The organism is Streptomyces sp. NPDC018045 (genome assembly GCF_044327445.1).
In the GTDB taxonomy this organism is placed as follows: domain Bacteria; phylum Actinomycetota; class Actinomycetes; order Streptomycetales; family Streptomycetaceae; genus Streptomyces.
This window is the reverse complement of sequence record NZ_JBIRFL010000008.1, coordinates 227478-247295: the sequence shown is the minus strand read 5'-3', so window position 1 is coordinate 247295 and position 19818 is coordinate 227478. Positions and strand designations below refer to the sequence as shown.

The following is a 19818-nucleotide window of genomic DNA, read 5'->3' as shown; positions in this document are numbered from 1 at the left end:
CACCCCCCTTTAGCCCCGGAACGGAAGGGTCAGCAGATGGACGACGCAGTGACGGCGGACGGTGCCAGGACGGAGACCGGCCTGATACCGCAGCCACGCGACACCCGACCGGAGGACGGCGCGTTCCTTCTCGGCCCGGAGACCGTGCTGGACGCGGGCCCCGGTACGGAAGCCACCGCGGCCTGGCTGCGCGGCACCGTCGGCGCCGCGACCGGCCTGCCGCTCCCGCCCGGCACCACCGGGAACGGCTCCGGCGCGGACGCCCCCGGCGGCGCCGTCCGCCTGCGCGTCGACCCCGAGACCGCCGACGCGCTCGGCCCCGAGGGCTACCGGCTGACGGCCGACAGCAGCGGCGTCACCCTCCTCGGCGGCGGCGCGGCGGGCGCCTTCTGGGGCGCGCAGACCCTGCGGCAGCTCCTCGGCCCCGACGCGTACCGCCGCGCGCCGCTGCGCCCCGGACAGCGCTGGTCCGTACCGGCCGTACGCATCGAGGACGCGCCCCGCTTCGCCTGGCGCGGCATGATGCTCGACGTCGCCCGCCACTTCCTGCCCAAGGACGGCGTGCTGCGCTACCTCGACCTGCTCGCCGCGCACAAGCTCAACGTCCTGCACTTCCACCTCACCGACGACCAGGGCTGGCGGATCGAGATCCGGCGCCACCCCCGGCTCACCGAGGCCGGCGCCTGGCGGGAGCGCACCAAGCTCGGCCACCGGGCCTCCCCGCTGTGGGACGACCGGCCGCACGGCGGCCACTACACCCAGGACGACCTCCGCGAGATCGTGGCGTACGCCGCCGCGCGGCACATCACCGTCGTCCCGGAGATCGACATCCCGGGCCACTCGCAGGCCGCCATCGCGGCCTACCCGGAACTGGGCAACACCGACGTCATCGACACCGGCGCCCTCAAGCCGTGGGACACCTGGGGCGTCAACCCGAACATCCTGGCCCCCTCCGACACCACCCTCCGCTTCTACGAAGAGGTGCTGGAGGAGGTCCTCGACCTCTTCCCCTCCCGCTTCGTGCACATCGGCGGCGACGAGTGCCCCAAGGACCAGTGGCGCGCGTCGCCGTACGCGCAGTCCCGCATCAAGGAGCTGGGGCTGGCCGGTGAGGACGAGCTGCAGAGCTGGTTCATCCGGCACTTCGACCGCTGGCTCGCCGACCGCGGACGCCGCCTGATCGGATGGGACGAGATCCTGGAGGGCGGCCTCGCGCCGGGCGCCGCGGTGTCCTCCTGGCGCGGCTACGCGGGCGGGATCGCCGCCGCCCGCGCGGGCCACGACGTCGTCATGTGTCCCGAGCAGCAGGTCTACCTGGACCACCGGCAGGACGGCGGCGCCGACGAACCCGTACCGATCGGCTACGTACGGACCCTGGAGGACGTCTACCGCTTCGAGCCGGTGCCGCCGCAGCTCACCTCCGACCAGGCCGCCCACGTCCTCGGCACCCAGGCCAACGTCTGGACCGAGGTGATGGAGAACCAGCAGCGCCTGGACTACCAGATCTTCCCGCGGCTCGCCGCCTTCGCCGAGGTGGCCTGGTCGCACCTGCCGCCCCCGGAGGAGCGCGACCACGCCGGCTTCACCCGCCGGATGGACGCCCACTACCACCGCCTGGACGCCCTCGGCGTCGACTACCGGCCGCCCGGTGGCCCCTTCCCGTGGCAACGGCGCCCCGGGTTGCTCGGACGCCCGATCGAGGGGTCGCCCCAAACGTGTGAGCCGGGGCGGATGCGGGCGGCCGGAGCGGCCGGTTGCTGGGACGGTGGTTCCCGCGGAACGCACTCAAGGCAGCCAAGGTGATGTATGTCCGGTAAGTCGCACCAGGTGTCTTCGGGGCTGCCCGCCCGCACGCCGCCCGGGCCCCGGCCCTGGCCCCCGCCACGGCCGGGACACCGTCCCGCACGCCACGCGCTCGGGGGTGCGCGGGCCGCGCACCCCCGCGTACGCCACGGCCGTCTCGTACGTCACGACCGCCCCGTACGTCACGGCCGGTCCGCCGCTCCCCGGCCCCCGTCCGCCGCCCGCGCGGCGGCACCCCCGACGGCGTGCGTCCGGAACATCCCGTACGCCCCGAACTCCGGCCATGTCCCGTCCCCGGAGCGCCCCCTGTCGCGCGCGGGCGCCTCGAAGCCGGGCCCTAGCACCGCGGGCCTGCAAAGATGTGCCAGAGTTGCCACGTCCGGACCGTGAGCACGTACCGTACGGCGGAGCGGAACAGCCGGGACACCGGGGAAGGGGCAGTGGGTTGACCACGCACGCACCGCAGGCTTCGCAATCGGTGACGTTGCCGGCCTCGCTCGACGAGGCCGTGGCGGCGCTCGCCGCCATGCCCGCCGCCGTGCCCGTCGCGGGCGGTACGGACCTGATGGCCGCCGTCAACTCCGGGCTGCTGCGGCCCGCGGGACTGGTGGGCCTCGGCCGGATCAGCGAGATCCGCGGCTGGCAGTACCAGGACGGCCACGCCCTGCTCGGCGCGGGTCTGACCCTCGCCCGCATGGGACGCCCCGACTTCGCCGCGCTCATCCCGGGCCTGGCCGCCGCCGCCCGCGCCGCCGGCCCCCCGCAGGTACGCAACGCGGGCACCCTCGGCGGCAACATCGTCACCTCCGCGCCCACCGGCGACACCCTGCCGGTGCTCGCCGCCCTCGAAGCCGACCTCGTCGTCGCCGGACCCGGCGGCGCCCGCCGCGAGGTCCCCGTCAGCCACCTGCTGGCCGGCCGCGAGATGCTGCGCCCCGGCGAACTCGTCGGCTACGTACGGGTGCCGCTGCTGCACGCCCCGCAGACCTTCCTGAAGGCCACCGGCCGCACCGGCCCCGGACGCGCCACCGCCTCGGTGGCCCTCGTCCTGGACCCGGCCCGGCGCGGCGTGCGCTGCGCGGTCGGCGCGGTGGCCGCGATGCCGCTGCGGCCCCTGGAGGCCGAGCAGTGGGTGGCCTCCATCATCGACTGGGACGGCGAACGGAAGCTGGTGCCCGAGGCGCTGGCCGCCTTCGGCGACTACGTGGCCGCCGCCTGCATCCCGGACCCGCCTCCACCGCAGGACGGCACCGAGCCCCAGACCCTGCCGCCCGCCGCGCTGCACCTGCGTCGTACGGTGGCGGCCCTGGCCCGCCGAGCACTTGGGAGGGCGCTCTCGTGAGCGACGCCGACAGCCCCCGCCGTCCCGACCGGCGCAACGGCCCCGAGGACACCCAGCCGTTGCGCGTGGTGCGGCCGCAGGACCGGCAGCGGTGGGAGCCACTGCCGCAGGGCAACGAGTACGAGTCGGAGGCCACCGCCTTCGTCCAGCTCCCGGACGGCTTCACCAGCGGGCCCTACCCGGGCGGTTACGACTACCCGGCCTACCCGGACCCGCACGGCACCGGCACGCCGGACGGCCACGGCGGCCTGCCCGGCGCCGGTGAGCACGGCGGATACGCCGCCGACCCGCTCGCCGCGCCCGGCCACGGCTACACCCCGCCGTCCTCCTTCGCGCCGCCCACCCCGGGCGCGACGACCGACCCGGGGGCCACCGGGCAGTGGACGCTGCCGTTCGCGGACGCCCCGGCCACCGGCCTGCCCGCGCACGGAATGCCGGACGGCGGCCCGCACACCGGCGTACCCGGCCACTACGGCGACGGCCAGGACGGCGCGTCGCACGGGCTCTGGCCCGCGGCGGGCACGGACGGGTCCAGCGGCACCACCGGCCAGTGGGCGATCCCGACCGCCCCGGACGAGGTGCTGGAGGAGTCCGGCGAATACCTGCTGGGCGACGACCGTACGCACCCGGCCTCCGGGTACGGCAACGCGTACGGCCACTACGACCACGGGCACGGCCACGGCCACGGCCCGGCGCACCCGGCGGCCACCGGGCACTGGAACTTCACCACCGACCAGCACACCGGCGCCGGTCACCTGCCGTACGGACAGCAGGAGGCACACCGGCCCGCCGACCAGGTGACGCCCGGCTACGACCCCGGCCACGGCGTGCCCCCGGCCGGCGAGACCGCGGGCGGCACGCTGGGCGGCGGCGCGGGCAACTGGTCCCTGCCCGCCGACGCGCTGGCCCAGTGGCCGCCACGCTCCGAACCGCTCGACGAGCCCCGTACGGAGCCGCGGAACGAGGCACCGGCGCACGACGGGGGGCCCACGCCGGGGGATGCGCCGGCGCACGGGGACGCGCCGGTGGTTGGTGACGCGTCTGGGCACGGTGAGGTGCCTGGGCACGGGGAGGCCCCTGCGCACAGTGATGTGCCCGTGCGCGGTGACGCGTCCGTGCATGGTGATGCGCCTGTACGCGGTGATGCGCCGGTACGCGGTGATGTGTCCGTGCACGGTGAGGTCGCGCCCGACGGTGGCGTGCCGCCGCACCGGGAAGCGGAGCCGGGGGCAGAGGAGGACGCCGGGCGGGCTCAGGAGCGGGTGTCCGCGCCGATCGCCCTCGGTCCGGTTGCCGCCGGCACCGCCGACACCGGCGAACCTGCCGTCGACGAGACCGAGCCGTCCGCCGCCGAGGCCCGTACGGACGAGGCCACCGAGACGGACGCCGCGCCGGAGGCCGACGGCCGTGGCGCCACGGCGGCGCTCCCGGCCGACGCCCGGCCCGCCACACCCGAGGCTCCCGCCACACCCGAGGCACCTGTCGCAACCGAGGCACCCGCAGCGACCGGGGAGGCCGGAGCGACCGGGGCGACCGTGGTGGCCGGGGCGGAGGCGCCAGGCGACGGCGTGGCCGCCGAAGCCGCCTTCCCCGAGGCCTCGGCCCGGACCGAGCCCCGGGCCGAGGCCGAGTCCCATGCCGAGTCCCAGGCCGGGACCGGAACCGGGACCGGAATCGAGGCGGCAACCGGGCCCGAGGCCCCGTCCGCCCCCACCGAGGCCGACGTACGCACCGCCCCCGACGCCCCGACGGACGCCCCCGAGGCTCCGGCTGCCCCCGCCGAGCCCGTCATGCTCGCGGAGCCCGCAGCCGCCCCGCAGCCGGCGGCCCACCCGGAGCCCGCCCCGGCGACCCCCGCCGCGGGCGAAGAGCCGCCCACGGCACCGGCATCGGCGCAGGCACCGGCACCGGCTGCCGCCCCGGCGGAAGCCCCCGCACCGTCCGGCGAACCCGCCCTCTCCGGCGAACCCGCCGCGACCGACGTCCCCCCGGCCACCGACGCGGCCCCCACCGACCTCACCCCCACCCCCGCCCACACGGACACCGAGCCCGAACCCGACTCCGCTCCCGGACCCGACCCCGTCGACCCGCACGACGAACACCCGCACACCTCCTATGTGCTGACCGTCAACGGCACCGACCGCCCCGTCACCGACGCCTGGATCGGCGAGTCGCTGCTGTACGTGCTGCGCGAGCGGCTGGGTCTCGCCGGGGCCAAGGACGGCTGTTCGCAGGGCGAGTGCGGGGCCTGTTCCGTCCAGGTCGACGGGCGGCTCGTGGCGTCCTGCCTGGTGCCCGCCGCGACCACGGCGGGCAGCGAGGTCCGTACGGTCGAGGGCCTGGCGCAGCACGGCGCGCCCTCCGACGTCCAGTGCGCCCTGGCCAACTCCGGCGCCGTACAGTGCGGTTTCTGCATCCCGGGCATGGCGATGACCGTCCACGACCTGCTGGAGGGCAACCACGCCCCCACCGAGCTGGAGACCCGGCAGGCCCTGTGCGGCAACCTGTGCCGCTGCTCGGGCTACCGGGGTGTGCTCGACGCGGTCAACGACGTCGTCCGCGGCCGGGCCGAGGCCGCGGCAGCCGCCGAAGAGGCCGCGGCCGCCGCCCCGGAGGAGCCCGGCACCCCCCGCATCCCCCACCAGGCGGGCCCCGCCGACCCGCGGGGCCCCGCTTCCCACGGCCACCACCCCCACGGGCCGCACCCCCACGGCCCGGGCGCTGATCCGCAGTCCGGAGGCTCCGCATGACCGGCACACCCGAGGGCGCCGGCGCCGTCACCGCGACCCCTGCCGCGGGCGTCCCCGCCCCCGCCGAACCGCCGCACGGCCTCGGCGTGTCCCTGCCGTCCGCGGACGCGCCCGCCAAGACGGAGGGCGTCTTCCCGTACGCCTCCGACCTGTGGGCCGAGGGCCTGCTGTGGGCGGCGATCCTGCGCTCCCCGTACCCCAGCGCCCGCATCCGGTCGGTCGACACCGAACCGGCCGTGGAGATGCCGGGCGTCCGGGCCGTCGTCACGCACGCGGACGTGCCGGGGGACGCCGGGCACGGCCGGGGCACGCCCGACCGGCCGGTCTTCGCCCACGACGTGGTGCGGTACCACGGCGAGCCGATCGCCGCCGTCGCCGCCGACCACCCCGACACGGCCCGGCTGGCGGCGGCCGCCATCGCCGTCGAATACGAGGTCCTGGAGCCGGTCACCGACCCGCAACTGGCCTTCGAGGCCGAGCCGCTGCACCCGGACGGCAACCTGATCCGGCACATCCCGCTGCACTTCGGCGACCCCGAGGTGGTGGGCGAGACCATCGTCGAGGGCCTGTACCGCATCGGCCGCCAGGACCCGGCGCCGATCGGCGCCGAGGCCGGGCTCGCGGTGCCGCGCCCGGACGGCGGCGTGGAGATCTACACCGCCTCCACCGACCCGCACACCGACCGCGACCTGGCCGCCGCCTGCTTCGGGCTGGAACCGGAGCGGGTCCGCGTCGTCGTCACCGGTGTGCCCGGCGCCACCGCGGACCGCGAGGACCCGGGCATGCAGCTCTCCCTCGGGCTGCTGGCGCTGCGCACCGGCTGCCCGGTCAAGCTGACCGCCACCCGCGAGGAGTCCTTCCTCGGTCACGCCCACCGCCACCCCACCCTGCTGCGCTACCGCCATCACGCCGACGCCGAGGGCAGGCTGGTCAAGGTCGAGGCGCAGATCCTGATGGACGCGGGCGCGTACGCGGACACCTCCGCCGAGGCGCTGGCCGCCGCCGTGTCGTTCGCCTGCGGCCCGTACGTCGTCCCGCACGCCTTCATCGAGGGCTGGGCGGTCCGCACGAACAACCCGCCGTCCGGGCATCTGCGCGGCGAGGGCGCGATGCAGGTCTGCGCCGCGTACGAGGGGCAGATGGACAAGCTGGCCGCCAAGCTCGGCATGGACCCGGCCGAACTGCGGCTGCGCAACGTCATGGCCACCGGCGACCTGCTGCCCACCGGCCAGACCGTCACCTGCCCGGCGCCGGTCGCCGAGCTGCTGCGCGCCGTCAAGGACGAGCCGCTGCCCGAACTCCCCAAGGACACCCCGGAGGAGGACTGGCTGCTGCCCGGCGGCCTGGAGGGCGCGGGCGAGCCGTCCGCGGTGCGCCGCGGCGTCGGCTACGCGCTCGGCATGGTCCACATGCTCGGCGCGGAGGGCGCCGACGAGGTGTCCACCGCCACGGTCAAGGTCAGCGGCTCGGTCGCCACCGTGCTGTGCGCCGCCGTGGAGACCGGCTCCGGCTTCTCCACGCTCGCCCGGCAGATCGTCCAGGAGACGCTGGGCATCGACGAGGTGCACGTGGCCGGCGTCGACACCGACCAGCCGCCCGCCGGGCGCGCCTGCCACGGCCGCCACACCTGGGTCTCCGGCGGCGCCGTCGAACGCGCCGCCAAGATGGTGCGTACGCAGCTCCTCCAACCCCTCGCGCACAAGTTCGGCATGTCCACCGAACTCCTCCAGATCAACGACGGCAAGATCACGTCATACGACGGTGTGCTCAGCACCACCGTCGCGGAGGCCCTGGACGGCAAGGAGCTGTGGGCCACCGCGCAGTGCCGCCCGCACCCGACCGAGCCGCTCGACGAGAGCGGCCAGGGCGACGCGTTCGTGGGCCTGGCCTTCTGCGCCATCCGCTGCGTCGCGGACGTCGACATCGAACTGGGCACGATCCGTGTCGTCGAGATGTCCGTCGCCCAGGACGTCGGCCGGGTCCTCAACCCGCGCCAGCTCCGCGCCCGTATCGAGGCCGGGGTCACCCAGGGCCTCGGCGCGGCCCTGATGGAGAACCTGCGCACCACCCGGGGCCAGGTACGCCACCCCGACCTGACCGGCTACGCCCTGCCGACGGCCCTGGACGCCCCGGACATCCGCATCGTCAAGCTCGTCGAGGAACGCGACGTGGTCGCCCCCTTCGGCGCCAAACCGGCCAGCGCGGCCCCGGTCGTCACCTCCCCGGCCGCCGTGGCCTCCGCCGTCCGCGCCGCCACGGGCCGCCCCATAGGGCGCCTCCCGATCCGTCCCCAGGCAGCGGTGGCCCAACAGCAGTAGGCATAGGTGAAGGGGCCCCGCGGATTTTCGTGGCGCCAGGCGGATACCTCACTCCTCCCGACTCCTCCCGTTCACCTCTCGGAGCCGTTCGGCCTGGATCCGTCACCTGTTGAAGGCCGTGTTTCCCGTACGCACGAACGTGAAGGCGGCCCCGTACGCGTACGGGGCCGCCTTCACGTTTCCGGAGGCCGTGATCGGATTCGAACCGACGTAACCGGATTTGCAGTCCGGCCCCTCAACCACTCGGGCACACGGCCGTGATGGAGCGATGCCCCGAGGTTAGGCCGGAGGGCCGGGGGAGGGGCAAGGGGTTCGGCCCGGGTGCCATGAGGTTGCAATGCGGTGTTCATGTGTCCGGGTTGCCGCTGGTTTTCAGGGGGCGGGTGTTGCTCGGGTGGTGTGCGGGATCTCCTCGCCGTGGCCGTTCGGGGCCGCCCCGCCGTCGCTCCGTCAGGCCGCTCGTCGTAGTCGGGGAAGTGCGGCACGGGGCCGGCTTGCCGTATGGGGCCGCCGGGGCCGCGGTCGTGTTAGTCGCCTGTTAGCGGAGCGGCAGTCTTGCGATAGTCGTGCCGAGCAGAGTGGGTGACGTACCGAGAAGACCACGTCACCGACTGCCCCGGGGGACCCGCAATGAGCTCCAGCACCACTGTCCGCACCGCGCGTCGCCGTACCCTGCGCGTCGCCGCCGCTGCCCTGACCGCGGCCGCCGCCCTGTCCCTGACCGCCTGCTCCGGCTCGGACTCCGCCGGCACGAAGCCCGCGGCCCAGACGAACATGGGCAAGACCGCCGCCGAGTCCGGGGGAACGGGCCCCTCCGCCGGGGCGCGGGGCTCCGGCGCCGAGGCGGACTCCAAGGCCGGTTCCGGGGGCGGGGCGGGCTCCAAGGCGGGCTCCGGTACCGGGGCCGAATCCAAGGCGGGGGCCGCGGACAAGCAGCCGGGCGGCGGGCGCTCGGGTGCGGCCGAGAAGTCGTCGCCGGTCCGCACCCAGGCCCTGCCGGACGGCAGCAAGGCCGAGATCCACAAGCTCGGTGCCCAGCACTACCGCGCCGAGATCGTCAACGACGGTTCGGTCCTGGCCACGTTGGAGGCGAACCAGCGCGACGCCGGGCTCGACGCCAACGGCATGTACGTCGTCCTCACGCTGGACGGCAAGGCGCATGCCTGGATGGGCGGCGAACACCAGGGGCCGGGCACGTTCGCGCTCGCGGGCGGGTGGACGGCCAAGGTCACGAAGCTCGGTGAACTCCGGTACCGCGCGCAGATCCTCGGCAGGAAGGGCTCGGTGGACGCCACGCTGGAAGCGAATCAGCACGACACCGGGACCGAGGCCAACGGCGTGCACATCGTGCTCAGCGCCGGCGGTGTGATCAGCGCCCACCAGTGAAGACCTGCGGCGGCGGAGCCGACCTGGGCCGCTCCGGTGCCGCGGTGAGGGACGGAAATGTCCGAGTGAGAAGCAAGGAGACGATCAGGTGATGACCATGAAGTCGTGGCGTACGCGTATCGGTGTCGGGCTCGCCGTCGGTGCCGCCGCCGTCGCCATTCCGCTGACCGCCACCACCGCGTCCGCCGCCGGGCCTCCCGGCGACGGATGGATCCCGGCCGGCGCCGAGAAGTACCCCTCGAAGGCGGAGTGCGAGGCGAAGGAACTTCCGGGGGCCCAGGCGAACGGCTACCACGAGGTGTGGTGCGACGACAGCGAGGCCATCATGCCGATCTACTACCGCTGACCCGCCCCGGCGAGGAGCCGCCTCGCCGGCGTCACGAAGGAATCGCCCGCTGCCCCGGTGTGCCGACGCCGGGGCAGCGGGCCGTCCCGCTCCCGGGCCGCAGCGCTTTCAGACGAGCCCGCCCGACCAGCGGGCCGGCCCTAGTCCCAACGTCCGAGGAGATCCCCGTCCCGCGACAGGGGCGCACCGTGCCGACGCCTCTTACGCTGACCGCATGACAGCCGTGGACCCGCGCGACGCCGCCGAAGTGCCCCTCCCCGCAAGCCCCGTGTCCGCGCCCGCGCCACCCGCCGAAGGCGTTCTCGGCCGTACCTACCGGGCGCTCACCCTCGGCATCATCTCCGTCGTCTCGCTCATCGCCTTCGAGGCGAGTGCGGTGAACACCGCCATGCCCGCCGTCGGCCACGCCCTGGACGGCATCGCGCTGTACGCGTTCGCCTTCTCCGCGTACTTCACGGCGAGCCTGTTCGCGATGGCGCTGTCGGGTGAGTGGTGCGACCGGAGCGGTCCGCTCGCGCCCTTGTTCACCGGGATCGCCACGTTCGGCGCGGGCCTGGTGGTCGCGGGGGCGGCGCAGCAGATGGGGCTGTTCGTGCTGGGGCGCGGGGTGCAGGGCATCGGGGGCGGGCTGGTCATCGTCGCGCTGTACGTGGTGGTCGGGCGCGCTTATCCGGAGGCGCTGCGGCCCGCCGTCCTCGCGGCCTTCTCCGCGGCCTGGGTGCTGCCGGTGATCGTCGGCCCGCTCGTCGCCGGGACGGTCACCGAACACCTGGGCTGGCGCTGGGTCTTCCTGTCCATACCCGTACTCGTCCTGCTGCCCCTGACGGTCATGCTGCCCGCGCTGCGCAAACTGCCGCCCCGGCCGGCGGAGGAGCGGATGGACCGGCGCCGCATGCTGCTCGCCCTGGCGGTGGCCGCCGGCGCCGGGCTCCTCCAGTACGCGGCCCAGCGGCGCGACTGGGCCGCCCTCCTGCCCGCGGCCGCCGGGCTGGCCCTGCTGGCGCCCGCGATCGTCCGGCTGCTCCCGAAGGGCACGTTCCGGGCCGCCCGCGGCCTGCCCTCCGTCGTCCTGATCCGCGGGCTGGCCGGGGGCTCGCTGCTGGCCGCCGAGAGTTTCGTCCCGCTGATGCTCGTCACCGAGCGCGGTCTGTCCACCACGCTGGCCGGGCTCTCGCTGACCGGCGGCGGCCTCACCTGGGCCCTGGGCTCGTACACCCAGAGCCGGCCGCGGCTGGAGCCGCACCGCGAACGGATCATGGGCATCGGGCTGCTGCTGATGACGGCGGCGATCCTGACCGTGCCGCTGGCGCTCGTCGACGGGGTGCCCGTCTGGATCGTCGCGGCCGCGTGGGTCGTGGCCGGGTACGGCATCGGTCTGAACATCTCCAGCGGCAGCGTGCTGCTCCTGAAGCTGTCCCGGCCGCAGGACGCGGGCAGCAACGCGGCCTCCCTCCAGGTCTCCGACGCCCTCGGCAACATCACCTTCGTCGGCCTGAGCGGCCTGCTGTTCAGCGCCTTCGGCGGCGCCGCGGCCGACGCGGGCGGCACGCCGGACGTGACCAACGCCGCATCCGGGCAGCCCGCCGCCTTCGCCGCGGTCTTCTTCGCCATGGCGGCGGTCGCCCTCACCGGATCGTGGGTGGCCACGCGCCTGAAGCCCGCGGGCAGCGGCCTGCCGACGGCCCCGTCCGGTGGCGCGAAGAGGGTACCGGCGCCGCACCCGCGAACGCCGTCCGCTCCCGCGGAGCGTTAGGCTGACGCGGTTGCCGATCGCCGAGCCAGCCCGACGGAGACCGTGACTACCACCACCAGCGCCACCAACAACCATCACCTGTCCCCGGCCTTCCCCGGACGGGCCCCCTGGGGTACCGCGAACAAGCTGCGCGCCTGGCAGCAGTCCGCGATGGACCGGTACATCCAGACGCAGCCGCGCGACTTCCTCGCGGTCGCCACCCCCGGCGCGGGCAAGACCACCTTCGCGCTCACCCTCGCCTCCTGGCTGCTGCACCACCACGTCGTGCAGCAGGTGACCGTGGTCGCCCCGACCGAGCACCTGAAGAAGCAGTGGGCGGAGGCCGCCGCCCGGATAGGCATCAAGCTGGACCCGGAGTACAGCGCGGGTCCGCTCGGCAAGGAGTACCACGGCATCGCGATCACGTACGCGGGTGTCGGCGTACGTCCGATGCTGCACCGCAACCGCATCGAGCAGCGCAAGACGCTGGTCATCCTCGACGAGATCCACCACGCCGGTGACTCCAAGTCGTGGGGCGAGGCGTGTCTGGAGGCGTTCGAGCCGGCCACCCGGCGGCTCGCGCTGACCGGTACGCCGTTCCGCTCCGACACCAACCCGATCCCCTTCGTGACGTACGAGGAGGGCAACGACGGTATCCGGCGCAGTGCCGCCGACTACACGTACGGCTACGGCAACGCGCTCGGCGACGGCGTCGTCCGCCCGGTGATCTTCCTGTCGTACAGCGGCAGCATGCGCTGGCGCACCAAGGCCGGTGACGAGATCGCGGCGCGGCTCGGCGAGCCGATGACCAAGGACGCGGTCTCCCAGGCCTGGCGCACCGCGCTGGACCCGCGCGGCGACTGGATGCCCAAGGTCCTCAAGGCCGCCGACCAGCGGCTGACCGAGGTCCGCAAGGCGATACCGGACGCCGGCGCCCTGGTGATCGCCTCCGACCAGGAGCAGGCCCGCGCGTACGCCAAGCTGATCCGCGAGATCACCGGCGAGGGCGCCACCCTCGTCCTGTCCGACGACAGCGGCGCCTCGCAGCGCATCGACGACTTCGCGCACTCCGACGACCGGTGGATGGTCGCGGTCCGGATGGTGTCCGAGGGCGTCGACGTGCCGCGGCTGGCGGTCGGCGTGTACGCGACGACCATCTCCACCCCGCTGTTCTTCGCGCAGGCGGTGGGCCGCTTCGTACGGTCCCGCAAACGCGGCGAGACCGCGTCCGTCTTCCTGCCCACGGTGCCCTCGCTGCTCGGCTTCGCCAACGAGATGGAGGTCGAGCGCGACCACGTCCTGGACAAGCCGAAGAAGGACGGCGACGAGGACCCGTATGCCGAGTCCGAGAAGGAGATGGACGAGGCCAACAAGCAGCAGGACGAAGAAGACGGGGCCACGGGCGAGCAGTTCTCCTTCGAGGCGCTGGAGTCCGAGGCGGTCTTCGACCGGGTGCTCTACGACGGCGCCGAGTTCGGCATGCAGGCGCACTCGGGCAGTGAGGAGGAGCAGGACTACCTCGGCATTCCCGGACTGCTGGAGCCGGACCAGGTGCAGATGCTGCTCCAGAAGCGGCAGGCCCGGCAGATAGCGCACAGCAAGAAGAAGCCGGACTCCGAGGCCGACCTGCTGGAGCTGCCCGCCGAGCGGCGTCCCGTGGTCACGCACAAGGAGCTGCTGGAGCTGCGCAAGCAGCTCAACACGTTGGTGGGCGCCTACGTCCACCAGAGCGGCAAGCCGCACGGCGTGATCCACACGGAACTGCGCCGGGTGTGCGGCGGCCCGCCGAGCGCGGAGGCCACGGCCGGGCAGCTCCACGAGCGGATCAAGAAGGTACGGGAGTGGGCCACCCGCATGAAGTGAGGTGACGGCGTCCGCGGCCGTCCGGCGGGGCAGTGCACGGTCGCCGTGCGCTGCCCCGCCGTCGCGTCCGTGGCCGGGTGTGTCGCTGTTGTGGCCCAGGCCGAAAGGCCGGAGTGCGCCGCCGACCGGTCACAACCTGCGGATGTTCGGGGATAATTCGAGGATAAAGCGGTCACGGAAGACCGGATTCTGGACGGACTCTTCCGCTCACCGGACCGGCTCGCTACTGTCCCGGTCACGCACACGCCCCGTGGCAGCGCCGCCGCGGAGCGCAGCCGGTGCCATGCGGCCGGCGGCCTCTTCGCGCGCGCTGCCCCGGGACCGGCAGCGCACCCCGCCGACGAGCCGCCACTCACCCGAGGAGGGGGCGTCGTGACCGCGGAGACCTCCCAGACGCTCGACCGAGGACTGCGCGTCCTCAAGTTGCTCGCCGACACCGACCACGGCCTGACCGTCACCGAGCTGTCCACCAAGCTGGGGGTCAACCGGACCGTGGTCTACCGCCTGCTCGCCACCCTGGAACAGCACGCCCTGGTGCGCCGGGACATCGGCGGCCGGGCCCGGGTGGGCCTGGGCGTGCTGCGGCTGGGCCGCCAGGTGCACCCGCTGGTGCGCGAAGCGGCGCTGCCCGCCCTGCGCGCCCTGGCCGAGGACATCGGCGCCACCGCCCACCTGACGCTCGTGGACGGTACGGAAGCGCTGGCCGTGGCCGTCGTCGAGCCGTCCTGGACCGACTACCACGTCGCCTACCGCGCGGGCTTCCGGCACCCGCTGGACCGGGGCGCGGCCGGGCGGGCGATACTCAAGGCCCGCCAGGGCCGCGTCGAGGACGCCGGCCTGGCCCTGACACACGGCGAGTTGGAGGCGGGCGCGAGCGGCGCGGCGGCCCCGCTGCTCGGGGTGAGCGGCATCGAGGGCAGCGTCGGGGTCGTGATGCTCGCCGAGACGGTGCCCGAGCGGGTCGGGCCCCGGGTGGTCGAGGCGGCCCGCGAGGTGTCCGCGGCGCTGCGGTGACGCGGGGCGGACCCTCGGGGACGGCGGGCAGCCCCGTGGTGAGAGGTCAGGGCGGCAGGTCATCTAGGGTGGCGGGGTGTCTTCTCGCACTCGCGCCCTCGGGATCTGCGCCGCCCTGGTCATCGCGCTGCTCGCCACCGTGGCCTTCGCACCCCTGCCGTTCTCGGTCGCCTTCCCCGGCGACACGGCGGACGTGCTCGGCAAGCACAAGGGCAAACAGGTGATCACGATCAGCGGGGCGCCGACCCGCGAGACCAGCGGCCAGCTCCGGATGGCGGCGATCGTGGCGACCGGTCCCGACGCGCCGGTCCGGCTGCCGGACGTCGTCAAGGGCTGGTTCCGTACGGACCAGGCCGTGATGCCGGTCGAGTCGGTCTACCCGGTGGGCGACACGGCGGAGAAGGCGGTGGAGCACAACCTGAAGGACATGCGCTCCTCCCAGGACGTCGCCACCCGGGCCGCCCTGAACTACCTGCACAAGAGCGACAAGGACGTGCGGGTCCGACTGGACCTGGGCACGATCGGCGGGCCCAGCGCCGGCCTGCTGTTCTCGCTGGGCATCATCGACAAGCTCGTCGGGGACGGCAAGGGCGGCGACCTGACCGGCGGGCGCAAGATCGCCGGTACCGGCACGATCACCGCGGACGGCGAGGTCGGCGCGGTGGGCGGGGTGTCCCTGAAGACGCAGGCCGCGGGCCGGGACGGCGCCACGGTCTTCCTCGTCCCGCGGTCGGAGTGCAAGGACGCGCAGGCCGAGCTGCCGGAGGGGCTGCGGCTGGTGCCGGTCAGCACGCTGTCCGGCACCGTGGACGCGCTCAAGGCGCTGAAGTCCGGCGGCAAGGTCCCGAGCTGCTGAACCGGTGAGCCGCCGAGATGCCGAGCCGGTGAGCTGCTGAGCCGCCGAGCCGCCGAGCTCCGGTCCCGGGCCCTCAGCCGCCCTCCTTGATGAAGCCCTTCTCGATCATCCACTCCTTGGCGACCTCGTGCGGGTCCTGCCCGTCCACGTCCACCTTCGCGTTCAGGCTCTGCGCGACGGCGTTGTCCAGCGCCGCGGTGACCGGCGCGAGGACGTCCGCGATCCGCGGGTACTTCTTCAACGTCGCCGCGTTGATCTCGGGCGCCGCGTTGTAGTTCGGGAAGAAGTGCCGGTCGTCCTTGAGGGCCTTCAGGCCCATCGCCTTGATCCGGCCGTCGGTCGTGTAGACCTCGCCGAAGGTGCAGGCCCGGCCCTCCGCCACCTGTGTGTAGACGACGCCGCTGGTCATCTTCTTGATGTTGCCGGGCGGAATGGTCATGCCGTACGCCTTGGTCATGCCCGGCAGGCCGTCGTTACGGGCGGAGAACTCGGCCTCCGCGCACAGCGTGACCGCGCTCGGGTTCTCGCGGGACAGCTCGGCCACGTCCGAGAGCGTCTCGACGCCCAGCCGCTCGTACTGTTCGGCGTTGAGGGCCAGCGCGTAGGTGTTGTTCAGCTTCGACTGCGGCAGCCACTCCAGGCCGTTGGCCCGGTCGCCGTCGCGTACCGCCTCCCACTGCTTCCGCGGGTCCACGATGGGCCGCTCGTGGCCGAGGTAGGTGATCCAGCCGGTACCGGTGTACTCGTACATCCCGTCCGCCGTACCGGACTTGACCGCCTCGCGGGCACCGATCGAGCCCTGGATGTTGGTCTTGTCGACGACCGTGGCGCCGGCCGCCTTGAAGGCCAGGCCCATGAGCTGGCCCAGGATGATGTTCTCGGTGAACTCCTTGGACGTGACCGTCAGTTCGGCACCCTTGAGCGGCTGTCCCCGGCCGATCGTGCCGGGCCGCACGTCGTCACTCATCGGGCTGCCGCTGACCAGCCCGCAGCCGCTCAGCCCGGCCGCCGCCAGCAGCAGGCCGGCGGCGGCCGGTACGGCCGTGGCCCGGCGGGGTCGCCGTGGTCCCGAGGTCATGATTCCCCCTCCTCCAGCCCACGCGGGCGCAGCAGCAGTTCCACGAGGGACGCCAGCCAGTCGACCAGCAGCGCCAGCACCACCGTCAGTACCGAACCGAGCACCAGCACCGGCATCCGCTGGGTGATGATGCCCGCCGAGATCAGGTCGCCGAGGCCGCCGCCACCGCCGAAGGTGGCCAGGGTGGCGGTGCCGACGTTCAGGACGAGCGCGTTGCGTACGCCCGCCAGGATCAGCGGCACGGCCAGCGGCAGTTCGACCCTGCCCAGCACACCGGCCGCCGACATGCCGATGCCGCGGGCCGCCTCGGTCAGCGTCGGGTCGATGGCCTTCAGGCCCGCGACGGTGTTGGCCAGCACCGGCAGTACGGCGTAGACGACCATGCCGATGACGGCCGCCTCGGGGCCGATGCCGATCCAGATGACCAGCAGCACCAGCAGACCCAGGGCGGGCACCGCCTGCCCGAGGTTGGCCGCCGCCACCGCGAACGGCGAGGCCCGGCGCAGCTTGGCGCGGGTCAGCGCGATGCCCAGCGGCAGCGCGATGATCAGGACGAAGAAGGTCGACACGGCGGTGAGCTGGAGGTGCTGGCGCAGCGCCAGCCACACCTTGCCGTCGTCCACCGCCTGGTGCGCGATCGAGTCCAGCCGGGCGCCGCGGAACCACAGCCACGTGGCGAGCAGCACCAGAGCCAGTACGGCGGGCAGCGTGACCGTCTTTTTCCAGGTGATCCGGCGCGACGGCCGGCCGTCCGTCGCGGCGGGCGCCGGCTCCGCCGCCTGCGCCGGGCCGCGCTCCCCGGCCGCCGCCGGGTCGCGGAAGGGCACGCCGCGCACCTCGTGCTCGCCCGGCGGCCGCTCGCCCTTCGGCGGCCGGCGCCCGCCCCGGGGGCTCACGCCTTGACCCCGTGCGCGCCGCCCGCCGGATCCACGCCCTCCTGGGCCAGCCGGGTCTGCCGCGCCCGCTGCTCCTCCAGCTCGTGCCGGTGCTCGACGGCGTCCAGCCGGTCCGCCTCCAGCAGCTCGTGGACATTGTTCATCAGCGTCTCCATGTCGACCACGCCGAGGTACTCGCCGCGCCGCCCGGTCACCGCGACCCGGCCCGCGTTGTCGGTGAGCACCGCCTCCAGCGCGTCGCGCAGCGTCGCGTCACGGGTGACCGTGTCGTGGACGAGCGTGCCCGCGCGGGCCAGCGACCCCTTGGCGCGCATCAGATCACCGCGGCGCAGCCACTTGTACGGGCGCCGGTGCCGGTCCAGCAGCAGGATCTCGTTGGTGGTGCCGGAGCGCAGCAGGTCGAAGATGGACTGCAGCGGGTCGTCCATGGACGCGGTGGGGAATTGGACGACGCCGACGTCCCGTACGCGGGTGAGGTTGAGGCGTTTGAGGGCCGCGCCCGCGCCCACGAAGCCGGAGACGAAGTCGTCGGCGGGGTTGGTGAGGATGGCCTCGGGCGTGTCGAACTGCGCGATGTGCGAGCGCTCGCGCAGCACGGCGATGCGGTCGCCCAGTTTGATCGCCTCGTCGAAGTCGTGGGTGACGAAGACGATGGTCTTGCGCAGCTCGTGCTGGAGCCGGATCAGCTCGTCCTGGAGGTGGTCGCGGGTGATCGGGTCGACCGCGCCGAACGGCTCGTCCATGAGCAGGACGGGCGGGTCGGCGGCCAGCGCCCGCGCCACGCCGACGCGCTGCTGCTGCCCGCCGGACAGTTGCCGCGGGTAGCGGCCGTGGAACTCGCGCGGGTCCAGGCCGACCAGGTCGAGCATCTCCTCGACGCGGCTGTTCACCTTCGCCTTCGGCCAGCCGGTCATCCTGGGGACGAGCGCGATGTTCTGGGCGACGGTCATGTGGGGGAACAGGCCGGACGACTGGATGGCGTAGCCGACCTTGCGGCGCAGTTTGACCGGGTCGATGCCGGTGACGTCCTCGTCGCCGATCCTGATCCGCCCGGAGGTGGGCTCGATCAGCCGGTTGATCATCTTCAGGGTGGTGGACTTGCCGCACCCCGAGGGCCCGACGAGGATCACCGTCTCGCCGGGCTTGATGTCCATGCTGACGTCGTCGACCGCGGGCGTGGGGTTGCCCGGGTACCGCTTGGTCAGGTGCTCCAGCGCGATGCCGGCGCCGGATGCGGTGGTCTCAGGCACGGATCCCCCTGGGAATGGTCAGACGTCCGATCAGGACGTACGCGGCGTCGAAGAGCAGGGCGAGGACGACGATCCCGAGCGTCCCGGACAGCACCTGGTTGAGCGCGTTGGCGCTGCCCAGGGAGGCGATGCCGCGGAAGATCTCGTTGCCCAGGCCGGGCCCGGAGGCGTAGGCGGCGATGGCCGCGATACCCATCAGCATCTGGGTGGAGACCCGGATGCCGGTCAGGATCGGCGGCCAGGCCAGCGGCAGCTCGACCCGCAGCAGCCGGGCCGTGCGGGACATCCCGATGCCCTTGGCGGCGTCGATCAGCGCGGGGTCGACGCCGCGCAGGCCGACGACGGCGTTGCGGACGACCGGCAGCAGCCCGTACAGGGTCAGGGCGATGACGGTGGGCGCCACGCCGAGGCCGACGATCGGGATGAGCAGGCCGATCAGGGCCAGTGAGGGCACCGTCAGGATCGTGGCGGTGGCGGCGGTGGCCAGGTTCCCGGCCCATTCGCTGCGGTAGGTGGCGACGCCGAGCAGCACGCCGAGCACGGTGGCCAGCACCATGCACTGGAAGACGGCGCTGGCGTGCTGGAACGTGTCCGTCAGAAGCTGGGCGTGCCGGTTGCCGACGTACTCCCAGAAACTCACACGCGCTCTCCTCGGTCAGTCCCCCGAAGCTTGTTTGACCAGGGGGATGATGCGCAACGGAACCGGGTTTTCCATGACGATCGCGGTGGAAGCCCGCATGATGCCATCGAAACCCACAACACGGTCGATCACCCGTTGCAGGTCGGCGTTGGAACGGGCAACGAGTCTGCACAGCATGTCCCCATGACCGGTCGTTGTATGCAGCTCCAGCACTTCCGGTACGGACGCCAAGTGCGCCCGTACGTCCGCGCCTTGGCCTTGTTTGATCTCCAATGTCGCGAATGCGGTGACCGGGTAGCCGAGTGCCGCGGGATCCACGTCCGGGCCGAATCCCCGGATCACTCCGTTCGACTGAAGCCGGTCCAGGCGCGCCTGTGCCGTGCCGCGCGCCACTCCGAGCCGGCGTGACGCCTCCAGCACGCCGATGCGCGGTTCCTCGGCGAGCAGCTCCAGGAGCCTGCCGTCCAAATGATCGATCGCCACGGCCGTTGCCTCCGAAATCGATGGTCATCATGTGCGGATCGTCCGGTGAATCGCGGGAAAC

15 protein-coding genes and 1 tRNA gene are annotated in these 19818 nt (G+C 73.6%); 10 read left to right on the top strand and 6 right to left on the bottom strand.

Annotated elements, in window-relative coordinates:
- The first annotated feature begins 36 nt into the window (after positions 1-36).
- From ACH4EB_RS21050 to ACH4EB_RS21035, 4 genes are all read left to right on the top strand, one after another.
- Entirely contained in the window at positions 37-1803 is a 1767-nt protein-coding gene (locus tag ACH4EB_RS21050; RefSeq protein ID WP_398349053.1) for a beta-N-acetylhexosaminidase, read from the top strand.
- Between the two features lie 445 nt (positions 1804-2248).
- The gene (locus ACH4EB_RS21045; RefSeq protein ID WP_365835450.1) at positions 2249-3145 is read left to right on the top strand and encodes an FAD binding domain-containing protein; all 897 of its coding nucleotides are present in this window, start codon (positions 2249-2251) and stop codon (positions 3143-3145) included.
- Positions 3142-5895 (top strand): 2Fe-2S iron-sulfur cluster-binding protein, encoded by a 2754-nt coding sequence (locus ACH4EB_RS21040; protein ID WP_398349052.1) that lies wholly within the window; start codon positions 3142-3144, stop codon positions 5893-5895. Before ACH4EB_RS21045 ends, ACH4EB_RS21040 begins: the two co-directional genes overlap by 4 nt.
- On the top strand, positions 5892-8213 hold the full coding sequence (locus tag ACH4EB_RS21035) for a xanthine dehydrogenase family protein molybdopterin-binding subunit (RefSeq protein WP_398349051.1): 2322 nt from the start codon (positions 5892-5894) through the stop codon (positions 8211-8213). The genes ACH4EB_RS21040 and ACH4EB_RS21035 overlap by 4 nt, the downstream gene beginning before the upstream one ends.
- 185 nt (positions 8214-8398) lie before the next feature.
- On the opposite strand, the gene ACH4EB_RS21030 is transcribed toward ACH4EB_RS21035, so the two are convergent.
- Positions 8399-8470, bottom strand: a tRNA-Cys gene (locus ACH4EB_RS21030).
- Between the two features lie 373 nt (positions 8471-8843).
- On the opposite strand from ACH4EB_RS21030, the gene ACH4EB_RS21025 reads away from it, so the two are divergent.
- The 6 genes from ACH4EB_RS21025 (at position 8844) to ACH4EB_RS21000 (ending at position 15410) form a co-directional block, all read left to right on the top strand.
- Positions 8844-9599 carry a hypothetical protein gene (locus ACH4EB_RS21025; protein WP_398349050.1) on the top strand — a complete coding sequence of 252 codons (756 nt, stop codon included), beginning with the start codon at positions 8844-8846 and terminating at the stop codon, positions 9597-9599.
- Positions 9600-9690: 91 nt separating this feature from the next.
- Positions 9691-9945: a hypothetical protein gene (locus ACH4EB_RS21020; protein ID WP_398349049.1), complete on the top strand. Its 255-nt coding sequence runs from the start codon at positions 9691-9693 to the stop codon at positions 9943-9945.
- 214 nt (positions 9946-10159) lie between these two features.
- Complete coding sequence (locus tag ACH4EB_RS21015; RefSeq protein WP_398349048.1) at positions 10160-11698, top strand: MFS transporter; 1539 nt, start codon at positions 10160-10162, stop codon at positions 11696-11698.
- A gap of 42 nt (positions 11699-11740) precedes the next feature.
- On the top strand, positions 11741-13540 hold the full coding sequence (locus tag ACH4EB_RS21010; protein ID WP_398349047.1) for a DEAD/DEAH box helicase: 1800 nt from the start codon (positions 11741-11743) through the stop codon (positions 13538-13540).
- 372 nt (positions 13541-13912) lie between these two features.
- Positions 13913-14554, top strand: a complete 642-nt coding sequence (locus tag ACH4EB_RS21005) for an IclR family transcriptional regulator (RefSeq protein WP_398349046.1) — start codon at positions 13913-13915, stop codon at positions 14552-14554.
- Positions 14555-14630: 76 nt separating this feature from the next.
- The gene (locus tag ACH4EB_RS21000) at positions 14631-15410 is read left to right on the top strand and encodes a S16 family serine protease (protein WP_398349045.1); all 780 of its coding nucleotides are present in this window, start codon (positions 14631-14633) and stop codon (positions 15408-15410) included.
- A gap of 73 nt (positions 15411-15483) precedes the next feature.
- Here the strand turns inward: ACH4EB_RS21000 and ACH4EB_RS20995 are convergent, their stop codons facing one another.
- Genes ACH4EB_RS20995 through ACH4EB_RS20975 form a run of 5 tightly spaced genes read right to left on the bottom strand, consistent with a single transcriptional unit; the run spans position 15484 to position 19757 of the window.
- Positions 15484-16488: a glycine betaine ABC transporter substrate-binding protein gene (locus ACH4EB_RS20995; RefSeq protein WP_398349044.1), complete on the bottom strand. Its 1005-nt coding sequence runs from the start codon at positions 16486-16488 to the stop codon at positions 15484-15486.
- Positions 16485-17384, bottom strand: a complete 900-nt coding sequence (locus tag ACH4EB_RS20990; protein WP_398349043.1) for an ABC transporter permease — start codon at positions 17382-17384, stop codon at positions 16485-16487. Before ACH4EB_RS20990 ends, ACH4EB_RS20995 begins: the two co-directional genes overlap by 4 nt.
- Complete coding sequence (locus ACH4EB_RS20985; RefSeq protein ID WP_398349042.1) at positions 17381-18634, bottom strand: betaine/proline/choline family ABC transporter ATP-binding protein; 1254 nt, start codon at positions 18632-18634, stop codon at positions 17381-17383. The genes ACH4EB_RS20990 and ACH4EB_RS20985 overlap by 4 nt, the downstream gene beginning before the upstream one ends.
- Positions 18627-19274, bottom strand: coding sequence for an ABC transporter permease (locus tag ACH4EB_RS20980; protein WP_398349041.1), 648 nt, complete (start codon positions 19272-19274; stop codon positions 18627-18629). The genes ACH4EB_RS20985 and ACH4EB_RS20980 overlap by 8 nt, the downstream gene beginning before the upstream one ends.
- Before the next feature lie 15 nt (positions 19275-19289).
- Positions 19290-19757, bottom strand: a complete 468-nt coding sequence (locus ACH4EB_RS20975) for an Lrp/AsnC family transcriptional regulator (protein WP_073761201.1) — start codon at positions 19755-19757, stop codon at positions 19290-19292.
- Positions 19758-19818 lie beyond the last annotated feature (61 nt).